This is a genomic window from Paenibacillus sp. J31P13, assembly GCF_056269295.1.
Genome location: NZ_JBWDNR010000002.1, coordinates 150,470 through 169,339 on the forward strand (window position 1 = coordinate 150,470; position 18,870 = coordinate 169,339).

General features: G+C 44.8%; 19 protein-coding genes and 1 other annotated feature. Of the genes, 13 read left to right on the top strand and 6 right to left on the bottom strand.

The window, feature by feature from the left end:
• Positions 1-4 precede the first annotated feature (4 nt).
• Positions 5-739: an exonuclease domain-containing protein gene (locus AC0YOD_RS06760; RefSeq protein ID WP_475798514.1), complete on the top strand. Its 735-nt coding sequence runs from the start codon at positions 5-7 to the stop codon at positions 737-739.
• Here AC0YOD_RS06760 and AC0YOD_RS06765 read toward each other — a convergent pair.
• Complete coding sequence (locus AC0YOD_RS06765; RefSeq protein ID WP_475798515.1) at positions 725-1,189, bottom strand: M67 family metallopeptidase; 465 nt, start codon at positions 1,187-1,189, stop codon at positions 725-727. The genes AC0YOD_RS06760 and AC0YOD_RS06765 overlap by 15 nt on opposite strands.
• A gap of 231 nt (positions 1,190-1,420) precedes the next feature.
• Between AC0YOD_RS06765 and AC0YOD_RS06770 the strand changes: the two genes are divergently transcribed.
• A complete protein-coding gene (locus tag AC0YOD_RS06770; protein ID WP_475798516.1) occupies positions 1,421-1,960 on the top strand; it encodes a TlpA family protein disulfide reductase in 540 nt (179 codons plus the stop codon).
• Between the two features lie 81 nt (positions 1,961-2,041).
• Here AC0YOD_RS06770 and cimA read toward each other — a convergent pair whose 3' ends face one another.
• Positions 2,042-3,658: a citramalate synthase gene (cimA, locus tag AC0YOD_RS06775; protein WP_475798517.1), complete on the bottom strand. Its 1,617-nt coding sequence runs from the start codon at positions 3,656-3,658 to the stop codon at positions 2,042-2,044.
• 204 nt (positions 3,659-3,862) lie between these two features.
• Here cimA and AC0YOD_RS06780 point away from each other — a divergent pair, with 204 nt between their 5' ends.
• From AC0YOD_RS06780 to AC0YOD_RS06790, 3 genes are all read left to right on the top strand, one after another.
• Positions 3,863-5,149: a DNA polymerase IV gene (locus AC0YOD_RS06780; protein ID WP_475799314.1), complete on the top strand. Its 1,287-nt coding sequence runs from the start codon at positions 3,863-3,865 to the stop codon at positions 5,147-5,149.
• A gap of 56 nt (positions 5,150-5,205) precedes the next feature.
• On the top strand, positions 5,206-5,442 hold the full coding sequence (locus tag AC0YOD_RS06785; protein ID WP_475747090.1) for a ferredoxin: 237 nt from the start codon (positions 5,206-5,208) through the stop codon (positions 5,440-5,442).
• A gap of 155 nt (positions 5,443-5,597) precedes the next feature.
• Positions 5,598-7,001 carry a L,D-transpeptidase gene (locus AC0YOD_RS06790; protein ID WP_475798518.1) on the top strand — a complete coding sequence of 468 codons (1,404 nt, stop codon included), beginning with the start codon at positions 5,598-5,600 and terminating at the stop codon, positions 6,999-7,001.
• Positions 7,002-7,015: 14 nt separating this feature from the next.
• Here AC0YOD_RS06790 and AC0YOD_RS06795 read toward each other — a convergent pair whose 3' ends face one another.
• Complete coding sequence (locus tag AC0YOD_RS06795; protein ID WP_475798519.1) at positions 7,016-7,153, bottom strand: hypothetical protein; 138 nt, start codon at positions 7,151-7,153, stop codon at positions 7,016-7,018.
• A gap of 175 nt (positions 7,154-7,328) precedes the next feature.
• Between AC0YOD_RS06795 and AC0YOD_RS06800 the strand changes: the two genes are divergently transcribed.
• Positions 7,329-8,426, top strand: coding sequence for a quinone-dependent dihydroorotate dehydrogenase (locus AC0YOD_RS06800; RefSeq protein WP_475798520.1), 1,098 nt, complete (start codon positions 7,329-7,331; stop codon positions 8,424-8,426).
• A gap of 17 nt (positions 8,427-8,443) precedes the next feature.
• Entirely contained in the window at positions 8,444-9,247 is an 804-nt protein-coding gene (yjbM, locus tag AC0YOD_RS06805) for a GTP diphosphokinase (protein ID WP_475798521.1), read from the top strand.
• Positions 9,248-9,354: 107 nt separating this feature from the next.
• Here the strand turns inward: yjbM and AC0YOD_RS06810 are convergent, their stop codons facing one another.
• Positions 9,355-9,888, bottom strand: a complete 534-nt coding sequence (locus AC0YOD_RS06810; RefSeq protein WP_475799315.1) for a PCYCGC motif-containing (lipo)protein — start codon at positions 9,886-9,888, stop codon at positions 9,355-9,357.
• On the bottom strand, positions 9,888-10,403 hold the full coding sequence (locus tag AC0YOD_RS06815; protein WP_475798522.1) for a thioredoxin family protein: 516 nt from the start codon (positions 10,401-10,403) through the stop codon (positions 9,888-9,890). Before AC0YOD_RS06815 ends, AC0YOD_RS06810 begins: the two co-directional genes overlap by 1 nt.
• Before the next feature lie 143 nt (positions 10,404-10,546).
• Between AC0YOD_RS06815 and AC0YOD_RS06820 the strand changes: the two genes are divergently transcribed.
• From AC0YOD_RS06820 to AC0YOD_RS06830, 3 genes are all read left to right on the top strand, one after another.
• Complete coding sequence (locus tag AC0YOD_RS06820; protein WP_475798523.1) at positions 10,547-12,223, top strand: RsmB/NOP family class I SAM-dependent RNA methyltransferase; 1,677 nt, start codon at positions 10,547-10,549, stop codon at positions 12,221-12,223.
• 1 nt (position 12,224) lies between these two features.
• A complete protein-coding gene (locus AC0YOD_RS06825) occupies positions 12,225-12,971 on the top strand; it encodes a pseudouridine synthase (RefSeq protein ID WP_475798524.1) in 747 nt (248 codons plus the stop codon).
• Positions 12,972-13,055: 84 nt separating this feature from the next.
• Entirely contained in the window at positions 13,056-13,853 is a 798-nt protein-coding gene (locus tag AC0YOD_RS06830) for a Cof-type HAD-IIB family hydrolase (RefSeq protein ID WP_475798525.1), read from the top strand.
• A 410-nt stretch (positions 13,854-14,263) separates the two neighbouring features.
• Here the strand turns inward: AC0YOD_RS06830 and AC0YOD_RS06835 are convergent, their stop codons facing one another.
• Positions 14,264-16,093 (bottom strand): DEAD/DEAH box helicase, encoded by a 1,830-nt coding sequence (locus AC0YOD_RS06835; RefSeq protein WP_475798526.1) that lies wholly within the window; start codon positions 16,091-16,093, stop codon positions 14,264-14,266.
• Positions 16,094-16,221: 128 nt separating this feature from the next.
• Here AC0YOD_RS06835 and AC0YOD_RS06840 point away from each other — a divergent pair, with 128 nt between their 5' ends.
• The 3 genes from AC0YOD_RS06840 (at position 16,222) to AC0YOD_RS06850 (ending at position 18,546) form a co-directional block, all read left to right on the top strand.
• Complete coding sequence (locus tag AC0YOD_RS06840; RefSeq protein WP_475798527.1) at positions 16,222-16,416, top strand: YwbE family protein; 195 nt, start codon at positions 16,222-16,224, stop codon at positions 16,414-16,416.
• A 243-nt stretch (positions 16,417-16,659) separates the two neighbouring features.
• Complete coding sequence (locus AC0YOD_RS06845; RefSeq protein WP_475798528.1) at positions 16,660-16,962, top strand: hypothetical protein; 303 nt, start codon at positions 16,660-16,662, stop codon at positions 16,960-16,962.
• 387 nt (positions 16,963-17,349) lie between these two features.
• A complete protein-coding gene (locus tag AC0YOD_RS06850; RefSeq protein WP_475798529.1) occupies positions 17,350-18,546 on the top strand; it encodes a GNAT family N-acetyltransferase in 1,197 nt (398 codons plus the stop codon).
• Between the two features lie 61 nt (positions 18,547-18,607).
• Positions 18,608-18,855 (top strand) — a binding site (T-box leader).
• Positions 18,856-18,870: the final 15 nt, after the last annotated feature.

Here is an 18,870-nt window from a genome sequence, read left to right on the forward strand (position 1 = left end):
ATGTATGAAGGAACAAAATGGCGTTGGTCGAATGTGGAATCTTTACAAAATGGGAGGATTTACACCCGCCATCGCTTCTATGCTAGGCTCGCCCAATGCGCAGCAAATGGCGTTTATTCGAAATGTCAACAAAGAGCAGCGTAAGCAATCCATGCTGGATACCCCGCTAAATGAACTTGAGATTGTCGTGTTTGATCTGGAGACGACGGGCTTTTATCCGATGAATGGAGACGAAATTATATCTTTTGGGGCTGTTCTAATCCGCGGCGGGGAGCTTGATGAGAGTAAAAGCTTTTACAGTCTCGTTAACCCAAAGCGCAGGATTCCAAGAGCCATCGTTGAATTAACTGGGATAACGAACGACATGGTTCAAGATGCGCCGGATCTAATGCAGGTACTGCATGACTTCATGGAGTTTGTGGGAAGGCGATTGCTTATCGCGCATGCATCTGGTCACGATAAGCAATTTCTTAATGCCGCTCTATGGCGTACTTCGAAGGTTAATTTAAATCATCGTGTACTTGATACGATGATGGTGGCAAAGTGGCTGGAGCCAAAACGGGATAGCTATAATTTGGATGACTTGCTGGAGAGCTGCTGTATTCCAATTACAGAAAGGCATCATGCTCTTCAAGATTCTATTATGACGGCCAAGCTTTGGCAAAATTACTTGGTACGGATATTGGAGCGCAATATCTTTACCCTAGGCGATTTATATGCTTACTTAAGCAAACACTAAGGGCATAGAAATGAACGCGCCTTGTGTGAGGCGGTAGGGCTGTATATGAGGCGTATCAGCGTTTTCTAATGAGATAATCCAATAAGATAGCTGGGAAGCTGGTAAGAAGCCTTCTATGTCACTAGATGACGGGATGGCTGCAGACCGTGGATGGGAGTGGAACAGACCGACAAGTGATTGTCGGTTTTTTTGCATTTCATAATAAACAGCCGTCCATTCTACGGGGTCAAAGGAAAAAGAGTGAGTCGGATTTATATGGTTATTTGCAATAGGTATTACCGTATCTATAACCGGTGTTTGCTTGGCGTCTTTTGTTATATCCATTTGTTCAAAGATTGCACTGCTGGCTACGATGCCGCAAACTTCATTCGGTAATGCTTCCTCGCTAAGTTTAATAAGCTGCTCATATGCCTCTTTCGTTATGATGCCTTTGATTTCATGATCTTCCATTGAAACGTCTCCCTGCTTGTATAAAATACTAATCCTAATTATAACGGACCTTCGCCAAATAAGTTCAACAATCTTAAATCAAAGTATGGAAGCGGCTTTATTGACCAAGAATAATGATATTAGGTGACGTTTTTATGGCTAATGTGTCCTGCGTATTGAGCTTGTATACGACGCATGATACGATAAAGCTTGAGAATTAAGGAAGAAAATGCTCGAGAAGGAAGGTACCCCATGAAACGCATAGTTACACTTTTCACCATTGCATTTTTGTTTGCCGGTTTAGCTGTGTTCCAATATATGAAAAATGATCCGGATGCAGCAACAATCGCGGCTCCTGCCGAAGGTTTTAAACCAAAGGCTGGTTTTGAAGCAACCGTGTTTAAATTGCCAGGGATGAATGAGGGTTCCTATCAAGTGGGCGGGAAGCAAGAGAAGCTGACCTTTGTTAACTTCTGGGCATCCTGGTGCGGACCTTGTGAGCTGGAGGCGCCTGATTTGCAGCGTCTGAGTGAAGCTTACGGAGATAAGATTCAGATGTATGGTGTGAATGCAACGAAATATGATAAGGAACGCTCAGCGCGTGAATTTGTGGCTGAGTATGAATTTACTTTTCCAATATTAATGGATAGAGTAGGCGATGTTACGAAGCAGTACAAAGTCGATACCTTTCCAACGACGTTTCTCATTGACAGCGAAGGTGTTATTAGGGAACGGATTAATGGCGTTATTACTTATGAAGAGTGGGAACGTTTATTAGCAAAATGGATGTAGCAGGTGGATGATATTGAAAATGAACCCAAAAAGGACCGTCCTCGCATGTAAGCCATGTGAGAACGGTCCTTTTTTGTTTGGTTACAGATTTACAAGTCCGATTCGATCAGCAGAATCTACATGTCCGTTATCGATTTTGTCCATGCCCAGAAGTGCGTAACGAATACTATCTACCAACGCTTCCCAGCTTGCTTCAATAACGTTGCTTGAAACGCCAACCGTACTCCATGTACTATCAAGGCTCGTTGATTCGATGAGGACGCGCACCTTGCCTGCTGTGGCGCCATTCTCGTCGATTACACGGACTTTATAATCTGATAGATGGATTTGTTCGATCTTCGGATAGAACTGCACCAGTGACTTGCGCAGCGCGTTATCGAGCGCGTTAACGGGTCCATTGCCTTCGGAAACGGTATACACCTGTTGTCCGCCGACGTTTATTTTTACGATGGCCTCTGATATCATCTGGCCGTTCTTTTTCTCAACATGCATTTTGAAGGATTCAACTCGGAAAGCTTCTTCCGATTCATCGCCAAATGCTTCACGAAGGAGCAACTCTAGCGAGGCGTCAGCGCCTTCGAATTGATAGCCTTGATGCTCCAGCTCTTTGATTTGATCCATTATGGACTTTGTTTTCTCATTGTTCGTTGTAACATCAAGTCCCAATTCCTTCGCCTTGGAAATGATATTACTTTGTCCAGCCAGCTCAGAAACAAGAATACGCTGCTTATTGCCAACAAGCTCTGGCTGTATATGCTCGTATGTCTTAGAATCCTTCATAATAGCCGAGACGTGAATTCCGCCTTTATGCGCGAAAGCGGCGTTACCAACATATGCATTGCCAACCGGCATATGGACATTGGCAATTTCGCTTACGTAGCGCGCGGTACCTGTTAAGCTGCGAAGTTTTTCTTCCGGCAATACATCATAATTCATTTTGAGCTGTAGATTAGGAATGATGGAACAAAGATTAGCGTTACCGCAGCGTTCTCCGTAGCCATTGATCGTTCCTTGCACTTGACGCGCCCCTGCATTAATAGCAGCTAACGCATTAGCAACAGCAAGCTCACAATCATTATGAGTGTGAATACCGATAGGAGTGGTTAGTTCCTGCTTGACGCGAGTTACAATATCATGAATTTCACCTGGCAGCGTGCCGCCATTCGTATCGCAAAGCACGAGCCAATTAGCACCAGCGTCTTGTGCTTTCTTCAAGACAGAAAGAGCGTATTCGGGATTGTTTTTGTAGCCGTCGAAGAAATGCTCAGCGTCGAACAAAGCTTCCATCCCGTTTTGCTTCAGGAATGCAACGGAATCATAAATCATGGATAAGTTTTCTTCTAAAGTCGTTTGAAGTGCGGTATGTACATGGAAGTCCCATGATTTTCCTACGAGCGTAGCCGCAGGAACACCTGATTCAGCAATGCGAACGAGACTCGCGTCCTGCTCAGCTAAGCTGTTTTTGCGCCGAGTGCTTCCGAAAGCAGTAATTTTCGCGTTCAAATTGAATGCTTTTATCCTTTGGAAAAATTCAATATCCTTGCTATTGCTTCCCGGATTGCCGCCTTCAATATAGTGAACGCCCAACGTGTCGAGCTTCTGGGCAATTTTCAATTTGTCATCTGCTGACAGGCTGATCCCTTCGCCTTGTGTACCATCACGCAGCGTCGTGTCAAAGATTGAAATATTATTTGTCATAATGGAGACGCCTCCTTCACTCATAGCCTTTTCAAATCATAATTTAATATTATAACACTTGTTGTAATGAAAGTAGAGTGGTTGCTGTAATTTTTGTCCTGTAATTATATCTGTTCGTTGACTTGACCCTACTGGAATTGTATGCTGATGGTGATTGACCATTAATAAGCTTATTGTTCTGGAATAGGCGGTGCAGCAACAATGATGTCGAATGTCAACGAGCATTATCCGGCCAAAGGCCGAGTCATTATCCATTTGGATATGAATGCCTTCTACTGCTCCGTGCATGAAGCTGAGGAACCTGAGAAGTATAAGGGGAGGCCGACTGCGGTGTCGGGCAGTGTAGAACAGCGTAAGGGCATCCTTGTTACATGCTCTTATCCAGCAAGACAAAAAGGAATTAAGACAGGGATGACGGTTCGGCAAGCGCTTAAGCTTTGCCCAGACCTAATTTTGATAAAGCCTGACTTTAATTTATACCGCAAATACTCTCATGGCTTTATGTCTGTGGCGAAGCAATTCACTCCGCTTGTAGAGGCAGTTTCAATTGATGAGTGCTATATGGACATTACAGGCTCGAAAATGTTTGGATCACCGCTTGAAATAGCAGAAACACTGCAGCGTCGCATTCAAACGGAATGGTCATTGCCATGCTCCATCGGATTAGCGCCGAATAAGCTGCTCGCCAAGATGGCATCCGATATGAAGAAGCCAAATGGGCTTACTGTGCTTCGGATTCGTGATGTGAAGCATGTTCTGTGGGATAAATCTTGCGATACGCTATTCGGTATTGGGAAGAAAACCGCGGATAAGCTGGAGAAGTTGAATATCCGAACGATTGGTCAATTGGCAGCGACAGATGAAAGGATGCTGAACAAGCATTTTGGCGTTGTCGGCTCTTGGATGAAATCTGCTGCTCACGGTATTGATCACGGGGAAGTTAATCCCAATCGGGAGCAAAGCAAATCAATTGGGCATACGACAACACTGCCTAATGACATTTCAGCTCGCGAGGATGTTTACCGAGTACTCCTTAATTTATCCGATCAAACGGCAAGGCGGCTTCGAAGACAAAAGTTGGTTGCCACAACGGTGCAAATAACGATCAGAAAACCGGATATGTCGACGATCACCCGATCTCATACAATGGACGCGGCGACCCAAACAACTGAAGATATCTATAGGGAGGCTTGTAAGCTTTACGACAAGCATTGGAGGAACGGAGAGGGCATTCGACTGCTTGGCGTAACGCTGCAAAATCTAACTCTTCTTGAGGATTCAGCGCTGCAATTGGACTTATTCAGCTACGAGCAGCAGCCGCGCAAGGAAGCTTTGACGAAGGCGATGGATAAGCTCAGGGATAAATTTGGCGAGGATGCAGTATTAACAGCAGGCATGCTGGGTGACGACCCATCTACCTTGATTAGGAATAAACGAATTCGTGGTACATCCTTGCAAAAGGACGATAGTTTGTTATATATTGATGAGTGAAGCTTGACTGTAGAGAAAGAGATTATACGGTACATTTATTATAGGAGGGAATTTCCATGGGTAAGTTTACTTGGGTTGAAAAAGATACGTGCATCGCTTGTGGAGCTTGCGGAGCTACTGCACCTGATATTTATGATTATGACGATGAGGGCATAGCAGAAGTTATTTATAAAGCAGACGGAAATACAGGAAATACTGAAATTCCAGAAGATCTATATGATGACTTGCAGGATGCAGCTGACGGCTGTCCTACTGATTCCATTAAAATTGCTGACGTGCCATTTAACTATTAATTTTTTATAGCAATTATGACAAAGCTCCTATTCACTGATGAGACAGTGGATAGGAGCTTTTTTTTTGTTTGATTAATAAGATTAATGGAGTTGATTACAAAGATAAACTCTTCCTGCCGATATAGTGATTATACCTAATGTTGGGAGGATGAGGCATGGACTCTCCTGAGGATATGTTCTATTTAAAGCAATTTGTAAAGCAGCATCCTGAGAACGGGATGGGGTGGTATTTGCTGGGGAAGCAATATTTACTTGCAGGCAAAGAAGGGAAAGCCAATTATTGCTTTATTCAAGCAGGTGATGTATATGATGCATTTGAGCATGAGAGTCATCCGCTTTCGGAAAATCAGCTTCAATTGCTTAAGGAGTGGGACAGAAAGCAAAAAAAGAAAAAGCTGGCTCGACGAGCCGCATTATTGGGTTTTTTGCTGCTCTTCCTTGCATTGCTAATACCAGCTAACTCCGCCATTCAGAAAGAGGAAGCGGCACAGCCATTACCAGCAGTTGAGGACGTTGTTCCTTCTGTGGGTGTGGTCTATGTTAAAAAGAAAGAGCTTAATCCTATAGGAAACGCTTGGAGCAGTATGCTGACAGCTGGAGATCAGCTGCCGCAAACGACAATTACGGCGCGGCTGGAGGAAGAAACAGGTTGGCGCAAGTGGACGGGAAAAACCAGATTTTTGATGAGTGTGAATAAAGGCAACCCAAGAAATAAGCTGCAAGTTAGCATGCTTGATCGAGAGACATGCTCCTGTGAGCCATCAGACTCATCGGTCATAACGGAATTATACGAAAAATGGAGAAATCAGCAGGAGACGCATTGGACGCTAGCTAGTGCGATTCATCATTATGAACGCAAATATAAAAAATGGCCGGAGAAGCTGGATGATCTCATTCGTCCTTACCCTAATAATGTGTTGGCAGGGGAGAGGGATGGGATGAGGACCATGTTTTATGACATCTTGTCTAAGCTGAAGAAGAAGGGAGCGCCTGAAAGTGTAAAGGCGGGTTCTGATAGCGTGATTATTGATAAGGGAGTCGATTCGAATGAAACCTCCAAAGCACAGACAACATCTCTAATTGTAGGTACGAACGGAATACTGGACAAGCAATGGAATCAGCCCCTGGAGATTGTTGTGGATAAAGCCACACATAGTCTCGCTGTCATTCAAGGTGATATAATCGTTCGCAGCTATAAAGTGGGGCTTGGAGGGGACGAAACGCCAGAGGGAAGCTTCTACATTAGCGAGAAGGTGAAAAACCCTAATGGGAGAGATGATGGAATATTTGGCAGCAGAGGCATGACGCTTTCAAATACGCTGTACGCCATTCATGGTACCGACGAACCAAACAGCATTGGCAAGGATGAATCACTTGGATGTGTTCGTATGAGCAAAGCGGATGTAGAGGAGCTTTATGATATGGTGCCTATGGGTACTGTTGTGAAAATAAAAAACGGGACGCTTCCATCCAAAACACTGCAATCAGCAGAACGCTTCGAGCTGATTCCGCGGCAGAATGAAACCAATCCCGCAAAGATTTATAAATGGTTATCATAAACATTCATTAATTATTAGGAGACAACTAGAAGAACAGCGACTGCGATAACAACGATCCCAACGATGGCACCAACCCAGATCAATGCTTTTTTATTAACTTCTTCCTTTGGTTTTACTTTCATCGTTGCCGGTTTTCTTTTTGCTGAACCCATTGACAATCAACCTCTCTGTTTCATAGTAATAGATAATATGACTTCATTGTAATCGTTTTCTAGACAAGCCGCAATATAATGGATGCTTGCACCTCCTGTGCAAGCTCTTTTCTTTTTGTTTCAAAAAAGTTAAAATGACAGTATAGAACATAGATTTCAGAACGGAGTGGGTAAGTTGCTTTATTCTTCAATTTTAAAGCCTATTTTTTTTCGGATGGATCCTGAAAAAGCGCATCATCTTGTTTTAGATGGTTTGGAGACAGGGAGCAAGGTTCCTGGAATGAATGGTATCATGCATGCAATGTATGGCGTAGCGGAGTCGCCGGAGCTTGCAACTGATCTATTTGGTCTTCATTTCTCTCATCCAATTGGACTCGCGGCAGGATTGGATAAAAACGGCAAGGTAGCGGACGGCTTCCGTAATATTGGCTTCGGATTTGCAGAAGTAGGCACCGTAACGCCGAAGGGGCAGCTAGGAAATGACCAGCCGAGATTGTTTCGTCTCCCTTCTGATGAAGCGCTCATTAATCGAATGGGCTTTAATAATGACGGCACGGGGGCAATGGCGGAACGTTTAGCGAAGCGCAAAGACAGCCGGATTCCGATCGCTGTGAATATCGGCAAGAATAAATTGACGCCTAATGAATTGGCGCATGAAGACTATCAGAAATGTATTCAGGATTTGTATACATACGGTGATTTCTTTGTCGTCAATATTAGCTCTCCTAACACACCTGATTTACGTGATCTGCAGCATGGTGATGAGCTTAAAAAACTGCTAAGCGCTGTGAAAAATGAAATAAATGCTCAAGCATCCAAAAAAGCCGAGAAAGCGAAGCCTGTTCTCGTAAAAATAGCTCCGGATATGACGAATGAGCAGCTAGAGCTTACAGTAGCAGCGATTATGGAAAGCGGCGTTTCAGGTATTATTGCTACAAATACGACCTTATCGCGGGAAGGCCTCTCTCATGAGAATGCTAAGGAAGCGGGGGGAATGAGCGGTAAGCCGCTTCTTCATCGCTCTACTGAGGTCATTCGGGCTATTTATCGCCAGACGGATGGACAGCTGCCCATTATCGGCTCAGGCGGTATCTTTACGGCTCAGGATGCATACGATAAAATCCGCGCGGGAGCATCATTAATTGAGATTTATACAGCGCTTATTTATAAAGGGCCTGGCGTACTTCGAGAGCTGACGAACGGTCTGAAGGAATGCTTACATAGGGATGGTTACCGCAATATTGCAGAAGCAGTAGGGGCAGATCATCGTTAAGAACAGGAGGAGGCCGGATGGACGGTAGAGACTGGAATCTTTTTTTGCAGCCATATGAACAAGCGGTTGAAGAGCTTAAAGTGAAATTTAAGACGATGAGAGTAGAATTGAAAATAAGGGAAGCCTATGCGCCGATTGAATTTGTCACCGGCCGGGTGAAGCGAATATCAAGCATTTTAGAGAAGGCTAAACGACTAAACGTTCCGTCTGATCAGTTAGAAACAGGAATTGAGGATATTGCGGGTATTCGCATAATGTGTCAGTTTGTTGATGATATTCACCGTGTTGCAGGCTTGATTCGAAGCCGCAGGGATCTGACACTTGTATACGAGAAGGATTACATTACAAACTTCAAGGACAGCGGCTATCGCAGCTATCATATGATTGTAGAGTATCCCGTTCAGACTGCGCTGGGTTACAAAATTGTCCTCGCCGAAATACAAATTCGCACGTTAGCTATGAACTTCTGGGCTACGATTGAGCATTCTCTAAATTATAAATTTAAAGAGAGCTTGCCTGAGGATGTGCGTGAACGCTTGAAAAAAGCGGCAGAAGCAGCTTCTCAGCTTGATACAGAAATGACAAGCATCCGCAAAGAAATTCTAGATGCGCAGACGGAATTCGAAGAACAATCCAATGTCGTTTCCAATGCGCTGAAAGGGATTCAGGATCTCTACTATTTTCTTCGGGTTCGTGAAGCAGCTCAATTTCAAATGAAATTCAACGAGCTTTTCGAGAAAGAAGATTATTATGGACTGAATCAATTGTCGCTTGATATTCAAGCTGCTATCGGAAAAGCGAAGAAAAACAATCAGAATTGATTTATAGTCAATCAAGCTAATAAAAAATAGAAGAGGGTGTCCCGGCAGCGTAAGATACACTGCCGGGACACCCTCTTAATTTGTAGCATGAGCAGCTATTAACCGTACTAGCTGCTGGATTTTTTAGGTTTAAACTTTGTGTCTATGATTTCACGTATTTCATCAGGCGACTTGCCTTGCTTGTTTAAAGAAATGACTTCCTCCATCTCTTTCTTGCAAATGCCGCAGCTCGTACTATGATTTGTCCAGGTGACACTCTCTTTGTCTGCGGGATGCTCAGCTACATAACAGCGCAGCAGCGAGTCATGCGGCGTCTCGACTGCTGATCCATCCATACAGCCGCAATAGCAGTTAATGCCGCTCATGAGATCCATGTGATCATGGACCTCCTTGTAAAGCTCGGTTGTGTGAGGCGTATAATCGGAAAGAAAGGTCGGCATCGCATCATAGGAAGCGGTAGCCTCCCATGTTTCAGAGCCATGCATATGCTGAGCTCCTTCTTTATCATCGTTGGAGAGCCCACATGCTGTAAGTAGAGTAATGAATGCAAATGCAAGAAGCATTGCATATACAAAGCCGCGAATACGAGAGCTTGTTCGTTCTTCGGCAGCTTTCTCTGCAGCTAGACGCTCACGCTCCATCACTTGGTTTCAGCTCCCGTGTGTTTGTTGAAAAAGGCTTTAAAATCATCAATGGAATAGCCTTCGGTTCCCTCTTCAGCGAGACCGCCTTCAATGCGATCAATCTCAACACCATTTTCGAAGTAAGCGAGTGTTGGTGTATACTCAACATTGTATTTATTGAAATAAGTAGGGAATTCTCTTAAATTGAATTGCGGCAGATCGATGCCAAGCTCATCAACAAGCGGCATTAATTTCGGTGTTGTATACTGGCAATGCGTGCAGTCAGATGCAAATAAATAAACGAAGAAATCTTCTTTGTCAGCAACCTTCTTGTCCAAATCAGCTGGTAATATGATATTCTGATAGTTAGGATTATCGAGAAGCTTTCTTGTTTCCGGGTTTAATTGAGAGACAGGCTTGTCATACAACGCATTAACCTTACCGCTATTGTTTAGAACAAAAATAAATCCAAAGAGAATAACAACGATTGAGATGTATACGTAAATCATTTTGGTTTTCTTTTTCTTTTTCATAAAATTTGGCTACCTCCGAAACAAGTTTTTAGTTGGCATACCGCAAGTAAGACGGCATGTCCTTACTTTAATATATTATATAACAAAGTAGCATGAGTATGTAAGAGCAGCTAGAGTGATAATAATTGGCAGGAGGAAGCGGTATGATCGGCAATTTACCACGACTTTTCACGGAAAAAATGGAAAAACTGCTTGGAGATGAATATGACAATTTTATGTCATCCTATGATGCTCCGCGCGTTTATGGACTTAGAATCAATCGCTTAAAGCTAACCGTTGAAGCTTGGAAGCAGCTTTCTGAAATGAGCCCTAATGTGCGTCCTATTGCATGGTCTCAGGATGGGCTGTATTACAAAGAGGGCGAGAGACCGGGGAAACATCCACATTACCATGCCGGTCTTTATTATATTCAGGAGCCAAGTGCTATGACGCCCGTTGAACTTATGGATATCCAGCCGGGTCATCGTGTCCTTGACTTATGCGCTGCGCCTGGCGGTAAATCCACTCAAATAGCAGGAAAACTGCAAGGGAGAGGTCTGCTGGTTACAAATGATAACGCCAAAGAGCGAACTAAGGCATTGGCAAAAAATATAGAGCTTGCAGGTGTGCGCAACGCGGTGGTCTTGAATGAGGAGCCGGTAAGGCTTGCTCCTGTTTTCGCACAATTTTTCGATCGTATACTTGTCGATGCGCCATGCTCTGGAGAAGGGATGTTCCGCAAGGATGAATCTATGATCGCAGAATGGGAGAAGCATTCCGTTGAACGCTGTTCCGTTATGCAGCGTGATATATTGCGTCATTCTGCTAGCATGCTTGCGCCTGGCGGTATACTGGTCTATTCAACATGCACCTTCTCACCTGAGGAGAACGAGGAACAAATCGCTGCATTTTTGGCGGATAATCAAGATTTTCATATTCAGGCGATTCCGCATAATTATGGTTGGCAGGCGGGTAGAGCGGACTTAGTTAGAGATAATGGACAGCTTGCGAGTGACCGGCTTCAGAGCATAGAAGGAACAGCTAGGCTCTGGCCTCATCACATTGAAGGAGAAGGACATTATGTAGCTGTGCTGCGACGCGATGGTGAACGTGACCAGCAAGCTGGGGAAGGCCGTTCCGAGACTGAAGTCTTGCGTGTAAGCAGCAGTACTGCGGCGTCAAGCAAGGCTTCGATCGCAATGACAGGCGGAGGCTCGAAACGTGAATCGCGAAATGCTGGGAAGCATGCTGACAAGCAACCAGATCATCGTGACCAGCGGCGTGAAGCGAAGCGTCAAACAAAAAAAGAATGGCAAAACGCAGGCGTGGAGCGTATTTCCAGCAAGAGAGAAGCTGCAGAACGAATGGCTGCTGCTCGCACTGTAGAAGAGGAAGCTAATCCAATCGATTTATGGAGAGAGCAGTCCAAGCAATTTGCAGTTGAAGAAATGGATTGGTTTGGACGTGTAGTGGCCTATGGCTCACGGATCTATATTCAACCTGCAGAACTGCCTCCTCTTGACGGCTTGCGTGTTGTAAGAGCAGGCTGGTATGTTGGTGAGGCAAAAAGGGGACGAATTGAGCCCTCGCATCCGCTGGCAATGGGATTAACTCGGGAGGAAGCTGTTCGCTCCGTCAATTGGTCATCCGATGATCCGCAAACGCTTCGTTTTTTAAAAGGAGAAACAATTTTTGCTGAGGAAGAAGAAATTTTGACCAGAAACGGTGTGCCTCATAAAGGTTATGTTCTTGTATGCGCGGATGGGTTTCCAATCGGATGGGGGAAATACTCGCAAGGCATGATCAAAAATGAATTGCCAGCAGGATGGAGATGGATGTAAAATGGGCAAACGAATAAGGGTGGATAAGCTGCTGGCCCATATGGGACTTGGCACACGCAGCGAGATCAAGAGAGCGGTTAAGCTTGGCAGAGTTACGGTAGAAGGTAAAGTGATTAAAGATAGTGGAATCATCGTAGATTCGGATCAGGGTGGAGTCGCTTTTGACGGCATTCCAGTCCAATATCGAGATGTTGTCTATTTCATGTTGAATAAGCCGCAAGGCGTCATCTCTGCAACAGAGGATAGTCGCGAGCGTACGGTTATCGATTTGTTGGAAGCGGAAGACAGACTAAGGGAGCCCTTCCCTGTGGGGCGGCTAGACAAAGATACAGTTGGATTACTGCTGCTAACGAATGATGGACAGCTTGCTCATGAGCTGCTTTCTCCTAAAAAGCATGTTGCCAAAACGTATGAAGCGATCGTACAAGGTGATGTAGGAGAAGAAGATAAGCAACTGTTTACTGCAGGCGTGACGCTTGAAGACGGCTATATCACGATGCCAGCTGAACTGCAGATATTGAACAGAGAGCAGCGGGAGAATGAGATATTTTCTTCAATCTCGCTCACGATTATGGAAGGTAAATTTCACCAGGTGAAAAGGATGTTTGAAGCAGTCGATAAAAAGGTCGTATACTTGAAAAGGGTAACAATGGGACCGCTAAAACTGGATGAAGCTTTACCGGAAGGCTCATACAGAGAGCTTACGGAAGATGAAATAGAAAGTCTTCGTATGCATAAGCGTGGCTAATCCTTTTTTTTAACTAGTTTCTTACTGCTGCAGTGTAGAATAGAAAATAGATATAGATACAGAAATGGAGACAGGAGTGAGAGTATGAGTTTAAAATATGACTTGATTGCTTTGGATGTCGATGGTACTTTATTGACGGATGATCATGTACTGACGAAGGAAATTCGGGATACTGTACGAGAGGCTGCCGACTACGGCGCACAAATTGTCTTATGTACAGGACGGGGCCCATCAGGCGCGATTCCAATATTAGAGGAGCTTGGACTAGGAGGAACCGTCATTACACATAATGGTGCAGCAACCGTTAATGCAGATGACAAATCGGTGGTTCATCAGTTTGATATGGTTCCAGACCAGCTGTTGACCTTTATAAATTACTGTCGGGAGCACGGTATTCATTTCGATTTGAATACAGCATTTGATATGATGGTGGAGAGTGTAACTCCTGAGGCAGAGGCTATGTATAATCGCTTTCATGCTAAACCTGAAATTTGGGATTTCCAGCAAGGGCTGCCGCAGGGCTTGGTTAAATTTACGGTTTTTGGCAGCAAAGAAAAGATGGATGATGTACAAGCAGAGTGGGAGGGCTGGCCTCCGCTTCTAAAGTCGATTCGCAGCGGTGATTTCTTTATTGATGTAAACCATGCAGAGGCGAACAAAGGAAAGGCTTTGCAGCAGCTGGCTCTCATTCGTGAAATTGATCCGAGCCGTATTCTAGCAATCGGGAATTATTATAATGATATTTCTATGCTTCAATTCGCAGGAATGGGCATTGCCATGGGCAATTCGCCGGATGCTGTGAAACAAGCAGCAAAAGCGGTAGCCCGTTCCAACAGTGAAGACGGCGTTGCACATGCGATTCGCGAGTATGCTTGGGTATAGGGTATAATCATGAAAACCGCCGGAGGTTACTTCTCCGGCGGTTTTTTTATTCTGGCTATACGTATATCTTTAGACCAAAACTGATCTGGAGATAATGACCAGAAGAATGAACAAGACCAAAATTACGCCTACCGACGAAAAACCTCCATGTACACCGGACATGCTAATTCCTCCTTATATGATGGAATTCCGAGCTCGGGAGAATCGATAATTGTGCGTTATCCCATAGTTCAGTATACCGTATAGTATGCAATTAGCCCGGGAGCGGATGGACATTTGTCTTGGTTATTCAAAAATGGGCGGGATTATTGCTAGTTGGCTTGGCGATTATGGGAGACGGGAGATGAACGAAGAGTATCATGCATAAAAAAAGGCACACGCGAGAGAGCGTGTGCCTTTGAATGTTTGGTTTAGCGGCTGCGTCCGCCGCCGCGAGGCTTGCTTGAGGAGCTGCCGCCGAAGCTGCGTCCACCGGATTGTGATTGATTGCGACCGCCAGCTGATGAATTGCCGCGTTGTCCGCCGCGTCCGCCAGATTGGGCTTTGCCGCGAACAGCACCACGGGGATCAACTCTTCCTGCAATATCGGCTTTGCCACGTGCTGCAGTCCAAGGACTGTCAACAGAAGCTGTTCCGCGTCCTGCAACATGCTCGTCACCACGTGGACTGCCGAAACTAGCTCGTCCAGCTGAACGTTCACTACCGCGATTATCAGATCGTTCTCCGCCGCGTCCTGAACTGCTGCGGTTATTAGAACGATCTCCACTGCGGCCTCCGCCGCTTCGATTGCCAGAGCGCTCGCCGCTGCCAGCACTGTTGTTGTCGAAGCGTTCACCTCGACGTGCATTCCAGCCCGTGGTTTCGCCTCTGTTTTCAGTGGATTGTCCAGCCGATTCAGTCGTACGCTCGCTTCTTCTGCCTGTAGCGGGACGAACGGTTTCACGTTGGCCTCTACGGCCTCCTGGCTTGCGATCCTGCTGACTGTTTTGTTCACGAGCCCCACGACGACCGCCGCCTGACTGTGGTTTACCACTGCCGCTGCGAGCGCTGCTGCTTCTGCCCGAAGCGCCGCGAGGTCTTTCAACTCGTTCACCTGGCTGAGAGCGCACGGAAGTTTCCACGCCTTCACTATCGATAGAACGACGTACCAGTCTTGCATTTATGCTTTGCTCAATGAGAAGGAGATGGTTTTTATCATAAGGAGTAGCTAGTGTAATAGCTGCGCCTTCTTGACCAGCGCGACCCGTTCTTCCGATACGGTGGATATAAAGCTCACCATCCTGCGGTACATCGTAGTTGTATACATGAGTAACACCTTCGACATCGAGACCGCGTGCGGCTACATCTGTTGCAATTAGAACTTGAAGACGAGCGTCTCTAAAACGCTTCATGACCTGCTCGCGCTTTGCCTGCGTTAAATCACCGTGAAGCTCATCGGATTGAATGCCAAGCTCCTGCAGCTCTTTGTTCAATTTTTTAGCGCGAACCTTTGTCCGGCAAAAAATAACAGCGAGGTAAGGCTGATGACGCTCCAGCAATTGAACAAGCAATTGCTGCTTGCTTCTATCTGTCGTCTCATACACAATTTGAGTAATGCTATCAAGCGTTACGTTTGTGCTGCGCACGCGAATATCAGCAGGTGTTTTCATATATTCTCCTGCTAATTTACGGATAGCATCAGGCATTGTTGCAGAGAACAGCATCGTTTGACGCGCTCTTGGCGTTTGCGTGATAATGCTTTCAACATCTGGCAAGAAACCCATGTGAAGCATTTGATCAGCCTCATCAAGCACAAGCATTTGCAGCTTGCCGAGGTTAACGGTTTCACGTTTCATATGGTCAATAAGTCGTCCAGGTGTTGCGACGATAATATGGGGCGAGCGTTGAAGCTTGCGAATTTGCGCTTCTACGTCTTGTCCGCCATATGCAGCCAATACGGTAGCGCCAACAGCTGAGACAAGCTTTTTAAGCTCGCTCGTTATTTGAATAGCAAGCTCCCTTGTCGGTGTTAAGATCAAGGCTTGCGTTTGCTCTTTCTCAACATTAATTCTTTGCAGGATAGGCAAAGCAAAAGCAATGGTTTTGCCTGTACCTGTTTGTGCTTGTGCAATGACATCCTGCCCATTAAGAAGCAAAGGTATGGCTTGCTTTTGAACCGGTGTCGGTTCGATAATTCCATCTTGATGAAGCAATTCGCTTAACTTGGGTGTTATACCCAGAGCGCTAAATGCGGTAGACATTAATCCATTTCCTCATTTCGTTTACATCGTTTGATGTTAAGTATAACAGTTGTCCTTATAATGTGCATCTTTACTTTGCATATGCTATGCTAAAAAACAACATTAGAGCAGCAGAGGAATGATAAAAGATGAGTGGTACAGAGCGGTCAGCGATTAAATCAGGGTTAGAGGTAGATATTGTATTGAAGCAGGATCAACGAACAGGCAAGCTTACACGCGGTGTTGTAAAGGATATTTTGACGAATTCACCCAAGCATCCCCATGGGATAAAAGTAAGATTAGCTGATGGTCAAGTTGGTCGCGTTAAAAATATTATTGGGTAGGCTTACGAAGTAAGATTTGTTACACAAATTAAAGTTGATGCTTGCGGAGTAAGTTTTGTGTAACAAATCTTAAGCGGATGCTTACGAAGTAAGATTTGTTATACAAATTAAAGTTGATGCTTGCGGAGTAAGTTTTGTGTAACAAATCTAAGCGGATGCTTACGAAGTAAGATTTGTTACACAAATTAAAGTTGATGCTTGCGGAGTAAGTTTTGTGTAACAAATCTTTTAAGGAGTGATGGTATGGCATTCGGCATAAAAAGATCGGAGATGGTGAAGTGGAAGGAGGCAGTCGCAAGCGGGGAAATTGCTTTTCTCACGCATTATTGGCTAGACCCTCGATTCCCAGATATGCGAACGGTAACGAAGGTTGGTTGTGCCGATATGGATAAATTGTCACGTTGGTGTGTTCGGCATGGGCTTAATCCCCGCTATATTCATGCAAGGTCAGAGTATCCTCATTTTGATCTGCTGGGCCTAATGCAGCGGGAAATCTTGCTGAAAGAGAATCAGATGGAGCAGCTGCAGCGATTTGGACTCCTTTGATCACATACAACCTGTCTGCTCCATATTTCTAGTCTTATCCACCGCATTCCCTCCTCCTATTCCTCAACCACTTATTTAACATATCTAACCTAATCAAAATTTAATCCCAAAAGGAAGAAATGCGTTATTCTATAAAGCGTCTAATACAGAAAATTCATCCAGTGATATTCGATATAGCAGATTATCTTTATAAACGCCATCGATCAATTCATGTTTATACAATACCTTTAGCTTCTTTATTCAGATCATGTTGTGCTCACACAAAGTCATCTTTTGACAGTCAGGAACAATAAACATAAAAAAATCTAGATCCAGCTCTAGTTGTACTGTATGATATTGGAAATAATTATTTTTTCCACCATCATATTCAAGGGAGAGTGCCTACATATGAATACCGAAAAAGCGCAGCTGTTAGAGGAGTTTGGGCACTGGCTATCATTTGTTACCGATTTGAGCAAATACGATGAGAAGATTTGGAATCAGAAAATTGCTCCAGGGAAGTGGTCCTTTCGCGAGGTAGTCTCACATATTTTGCAGTGGGATGACTATTTCTATGAAGAAGCGATTGCTAAACTAGGAACGGGCAAACCGCTTACGGTTAAGCATTTGGATTATGACGAATTTAATGAGAGAGCCAAGACATACGGGAAGCAAACTTCCATAGAGGAATTGACAAGCGGAGCTGTAAGAAGTCGCAAACATATACTAGACGCAATAGCTGGATTAACAGATGAGCAATATGAAGCCATGTATACAGATGGAGACGGGAATCCATTTTCAACAGCGCAATATTTGAAGGATTTTATTTGGCATGACCAGCATCATAAGGGGCAGATTGCGAATCGTCTTCATTTTCGAATCGAGGAAATGAGCTTGAACGGTTGGCCGGCACTGCAAACGCTCGTCTATGATGGGTGGCTGCTTCGGTTTAATGAGGGTTATACGAAACGTTCTAATTCTATTCAGGCAATTTATGGAAACACCTTAGAGCTTGAGGAAAAGCTATTGAAATGTGAACAGTGGTATGAGGGACAAGGGAATCGTACGGTTTTTAAAATAACGCCTTTCATTCAACCGGCAACGCTGGACGAAGAGCTTGCTTCGCGAGGGTATGAGCAAGTCGATCGTACACTTGTTAAAATGATGCATCTGGACCAATTGCAAATACCGTCAGATGCTGACATTTGGTTTGAAGAGGAATTGTCAGAAACATGGTTGGATGTCGTTACGATGTTTAATCGGCTTTCGGATAATCAGAGAGAGGTTACCCGGAAAATGCTGGAGCAAAGGTCGCCGTTTCAGCGCTGCTTTGCCATTTTGCATCAAAATGGAATACCTGTTGCATGCGGCTTAGCCGTCATCGAGGATGGCTGGATCGGCTTATATGATATCGTTACGGATCCAGAGAAACGGAACCTTGGCTTTGGGACACAGCTCATATCGCATATTTTGCATTGGGGGAAGAACAATGGTGCGAAGCAAGGCTATTTACTAGTAGTAAAAGATAATGCCCCAGCTAATCGACTTTACGATAAAATAGGCTATGTCCAGCAATATGAATATTGGTACAGAGTACAAGCGTGAACATACGGTTCTCTTGACACCGAACTCCCTGATCCTTATAATCGAAGTAATGTTTTATACATATGGAGCGTTGAAGAGGAACAGTAATTTCGTGTGTGAGGCAAAGAGAGCCGGTGACTTATGGTGCAAGCCGGACCTGCAGCGAAATGAAGCTCACCTTGGAGCTGTGCGGCATATGTATCGATGCTTGTCATCGATATACAATCGTACCGTTTGGCCTGCGATAAAGGCGACAAGTGAGCGAATAGGCAAAGCATGCCTGACGCTAACTAGGGTGGTACCACGGGAGAACAACCTCTCGTCCCTAGCGATTATCGCTAGGGG

Coding starts and splice junctions, on each gene's coding strand:
- AC0YOD_RS06760 (WP_475798514.1), top strand. CDS start 5: ATGAAGGAACAAAATGGCGTTGGTCGAATGTGGAATCTTTACAAAATG.
- AC0YOD_RS06765 (WP_475798515.1), bottom strand. CDS start 1,189: ATGGAAGATCATGAAATCAAAGGCATCATAACGAAAGAGGCATATGAG.
- AC0YOD_RS06770 (WP_475798516.1), top strand. CDS start 1,421: ATGAAACGCATAGTTACACTTTTCACCATTGCATTTTTGTTTGCCGGT.
- cimA (WP_475798517.1), bottom strand. CDS start 3,658: ATGACAAATAATATTTCAATCTTTGACACGACGCTGCGTGATGGTACA.
- AC0YOD_RS06780 (WP_475799314.1), top strand. CDS start 3,863: ATGTCGAATGTCAACGAGCATTATCCGGCCAAAGGCCGAGTCATTATC.
- AC0YOD_RS06785 (WP_475747090.1), top strand. CDS start 5,206: ATGGGTAAGTTTACTTGGGTTGAAAAAGATACGTGCATCGCTTGTGGA.
- AC0YOD_RS06790 (WP_475798518.1), top strand. CDS start 5,598: ATGGACTCTCCTGAGGATATGTTCTATTTAAAGCAATTTGTAAAGCAG.
- AC0YOD_RS06795 (WP_475798519.1), bottom strand. CDS start 7,153: ATGGGTTCAGCAAAAAGAAAACCGGCAACGATGAAAGTAAAACCAAAG.
- yjbM (WP_475798521.1), top strand. CDS start 8,444: ATGGACGGTAGAGACTGGAATCTTTTTTTGCAGCCATATGAACAAGCG.
- AC0YOD_RS06810 (WP_475799315.1), bottom strand. CDS start 9,888: ATGGAGCGTGAGCGTCTAGCTGCAGAGAAAGCTGCCGAAGAACGAACA.
- AC0YOD_RS06815 (WP_475798522.1), bottom strand. CDS start 10,403: ATGAAAAAGAAAAAGAAAACCAAAATGATTTACGTATACATCTCAATC.
- AC0YOD_RS06820 (WP_475798523.1), top strand. CDS start 10,547: ATGATCGGCAATTTACCACGACTTTTCACGGAAAAAATGGAAAAACTG.
- AC0YOD_RS06825 (WP_475798524.1), top strand. CDS start 12,225: ATGGGCAAACGAATAAGGGTGGATAAGCTGCTGGCCCATATGGGACTT.
- AC0YOD_RS06830 (WP_475798525.1), top strand. CDS start 13,056: ATGAGTTTAAAATATGACTTGATTGCTTTGGATGTCGATGGTACTTTA.
- AC0YOD_RS06835 (WP_475798526.1), bottom strand. CDS start 16,093: ATGTCTACCGCATTTAGCGCTCTGGGTATAACACCCAAGTTAAGCGAA.
- AC0YOD_RS06840 (WP_475798527.1), top strand. CDS start 16,222: ATGAGTGGTACAGAGCGGTCAGCGATTAAATCAGGGTTAGAGGTAGAT.
- AC0YOD_RS06845 (WP_475798528.1), top strand. CDS start 16,660: ATGGCATTCGGCATAAAAAGATCGGAGATGGTGAAGTGGAAGGAGGCA.
- AC0YOD_RS06850 (WP_475798529.1), top strand. CDS start 17,350: ATGAATACCGAAAAAGCGCAGCTGTTAGAGGAGTTTGGGCACTGGCTA.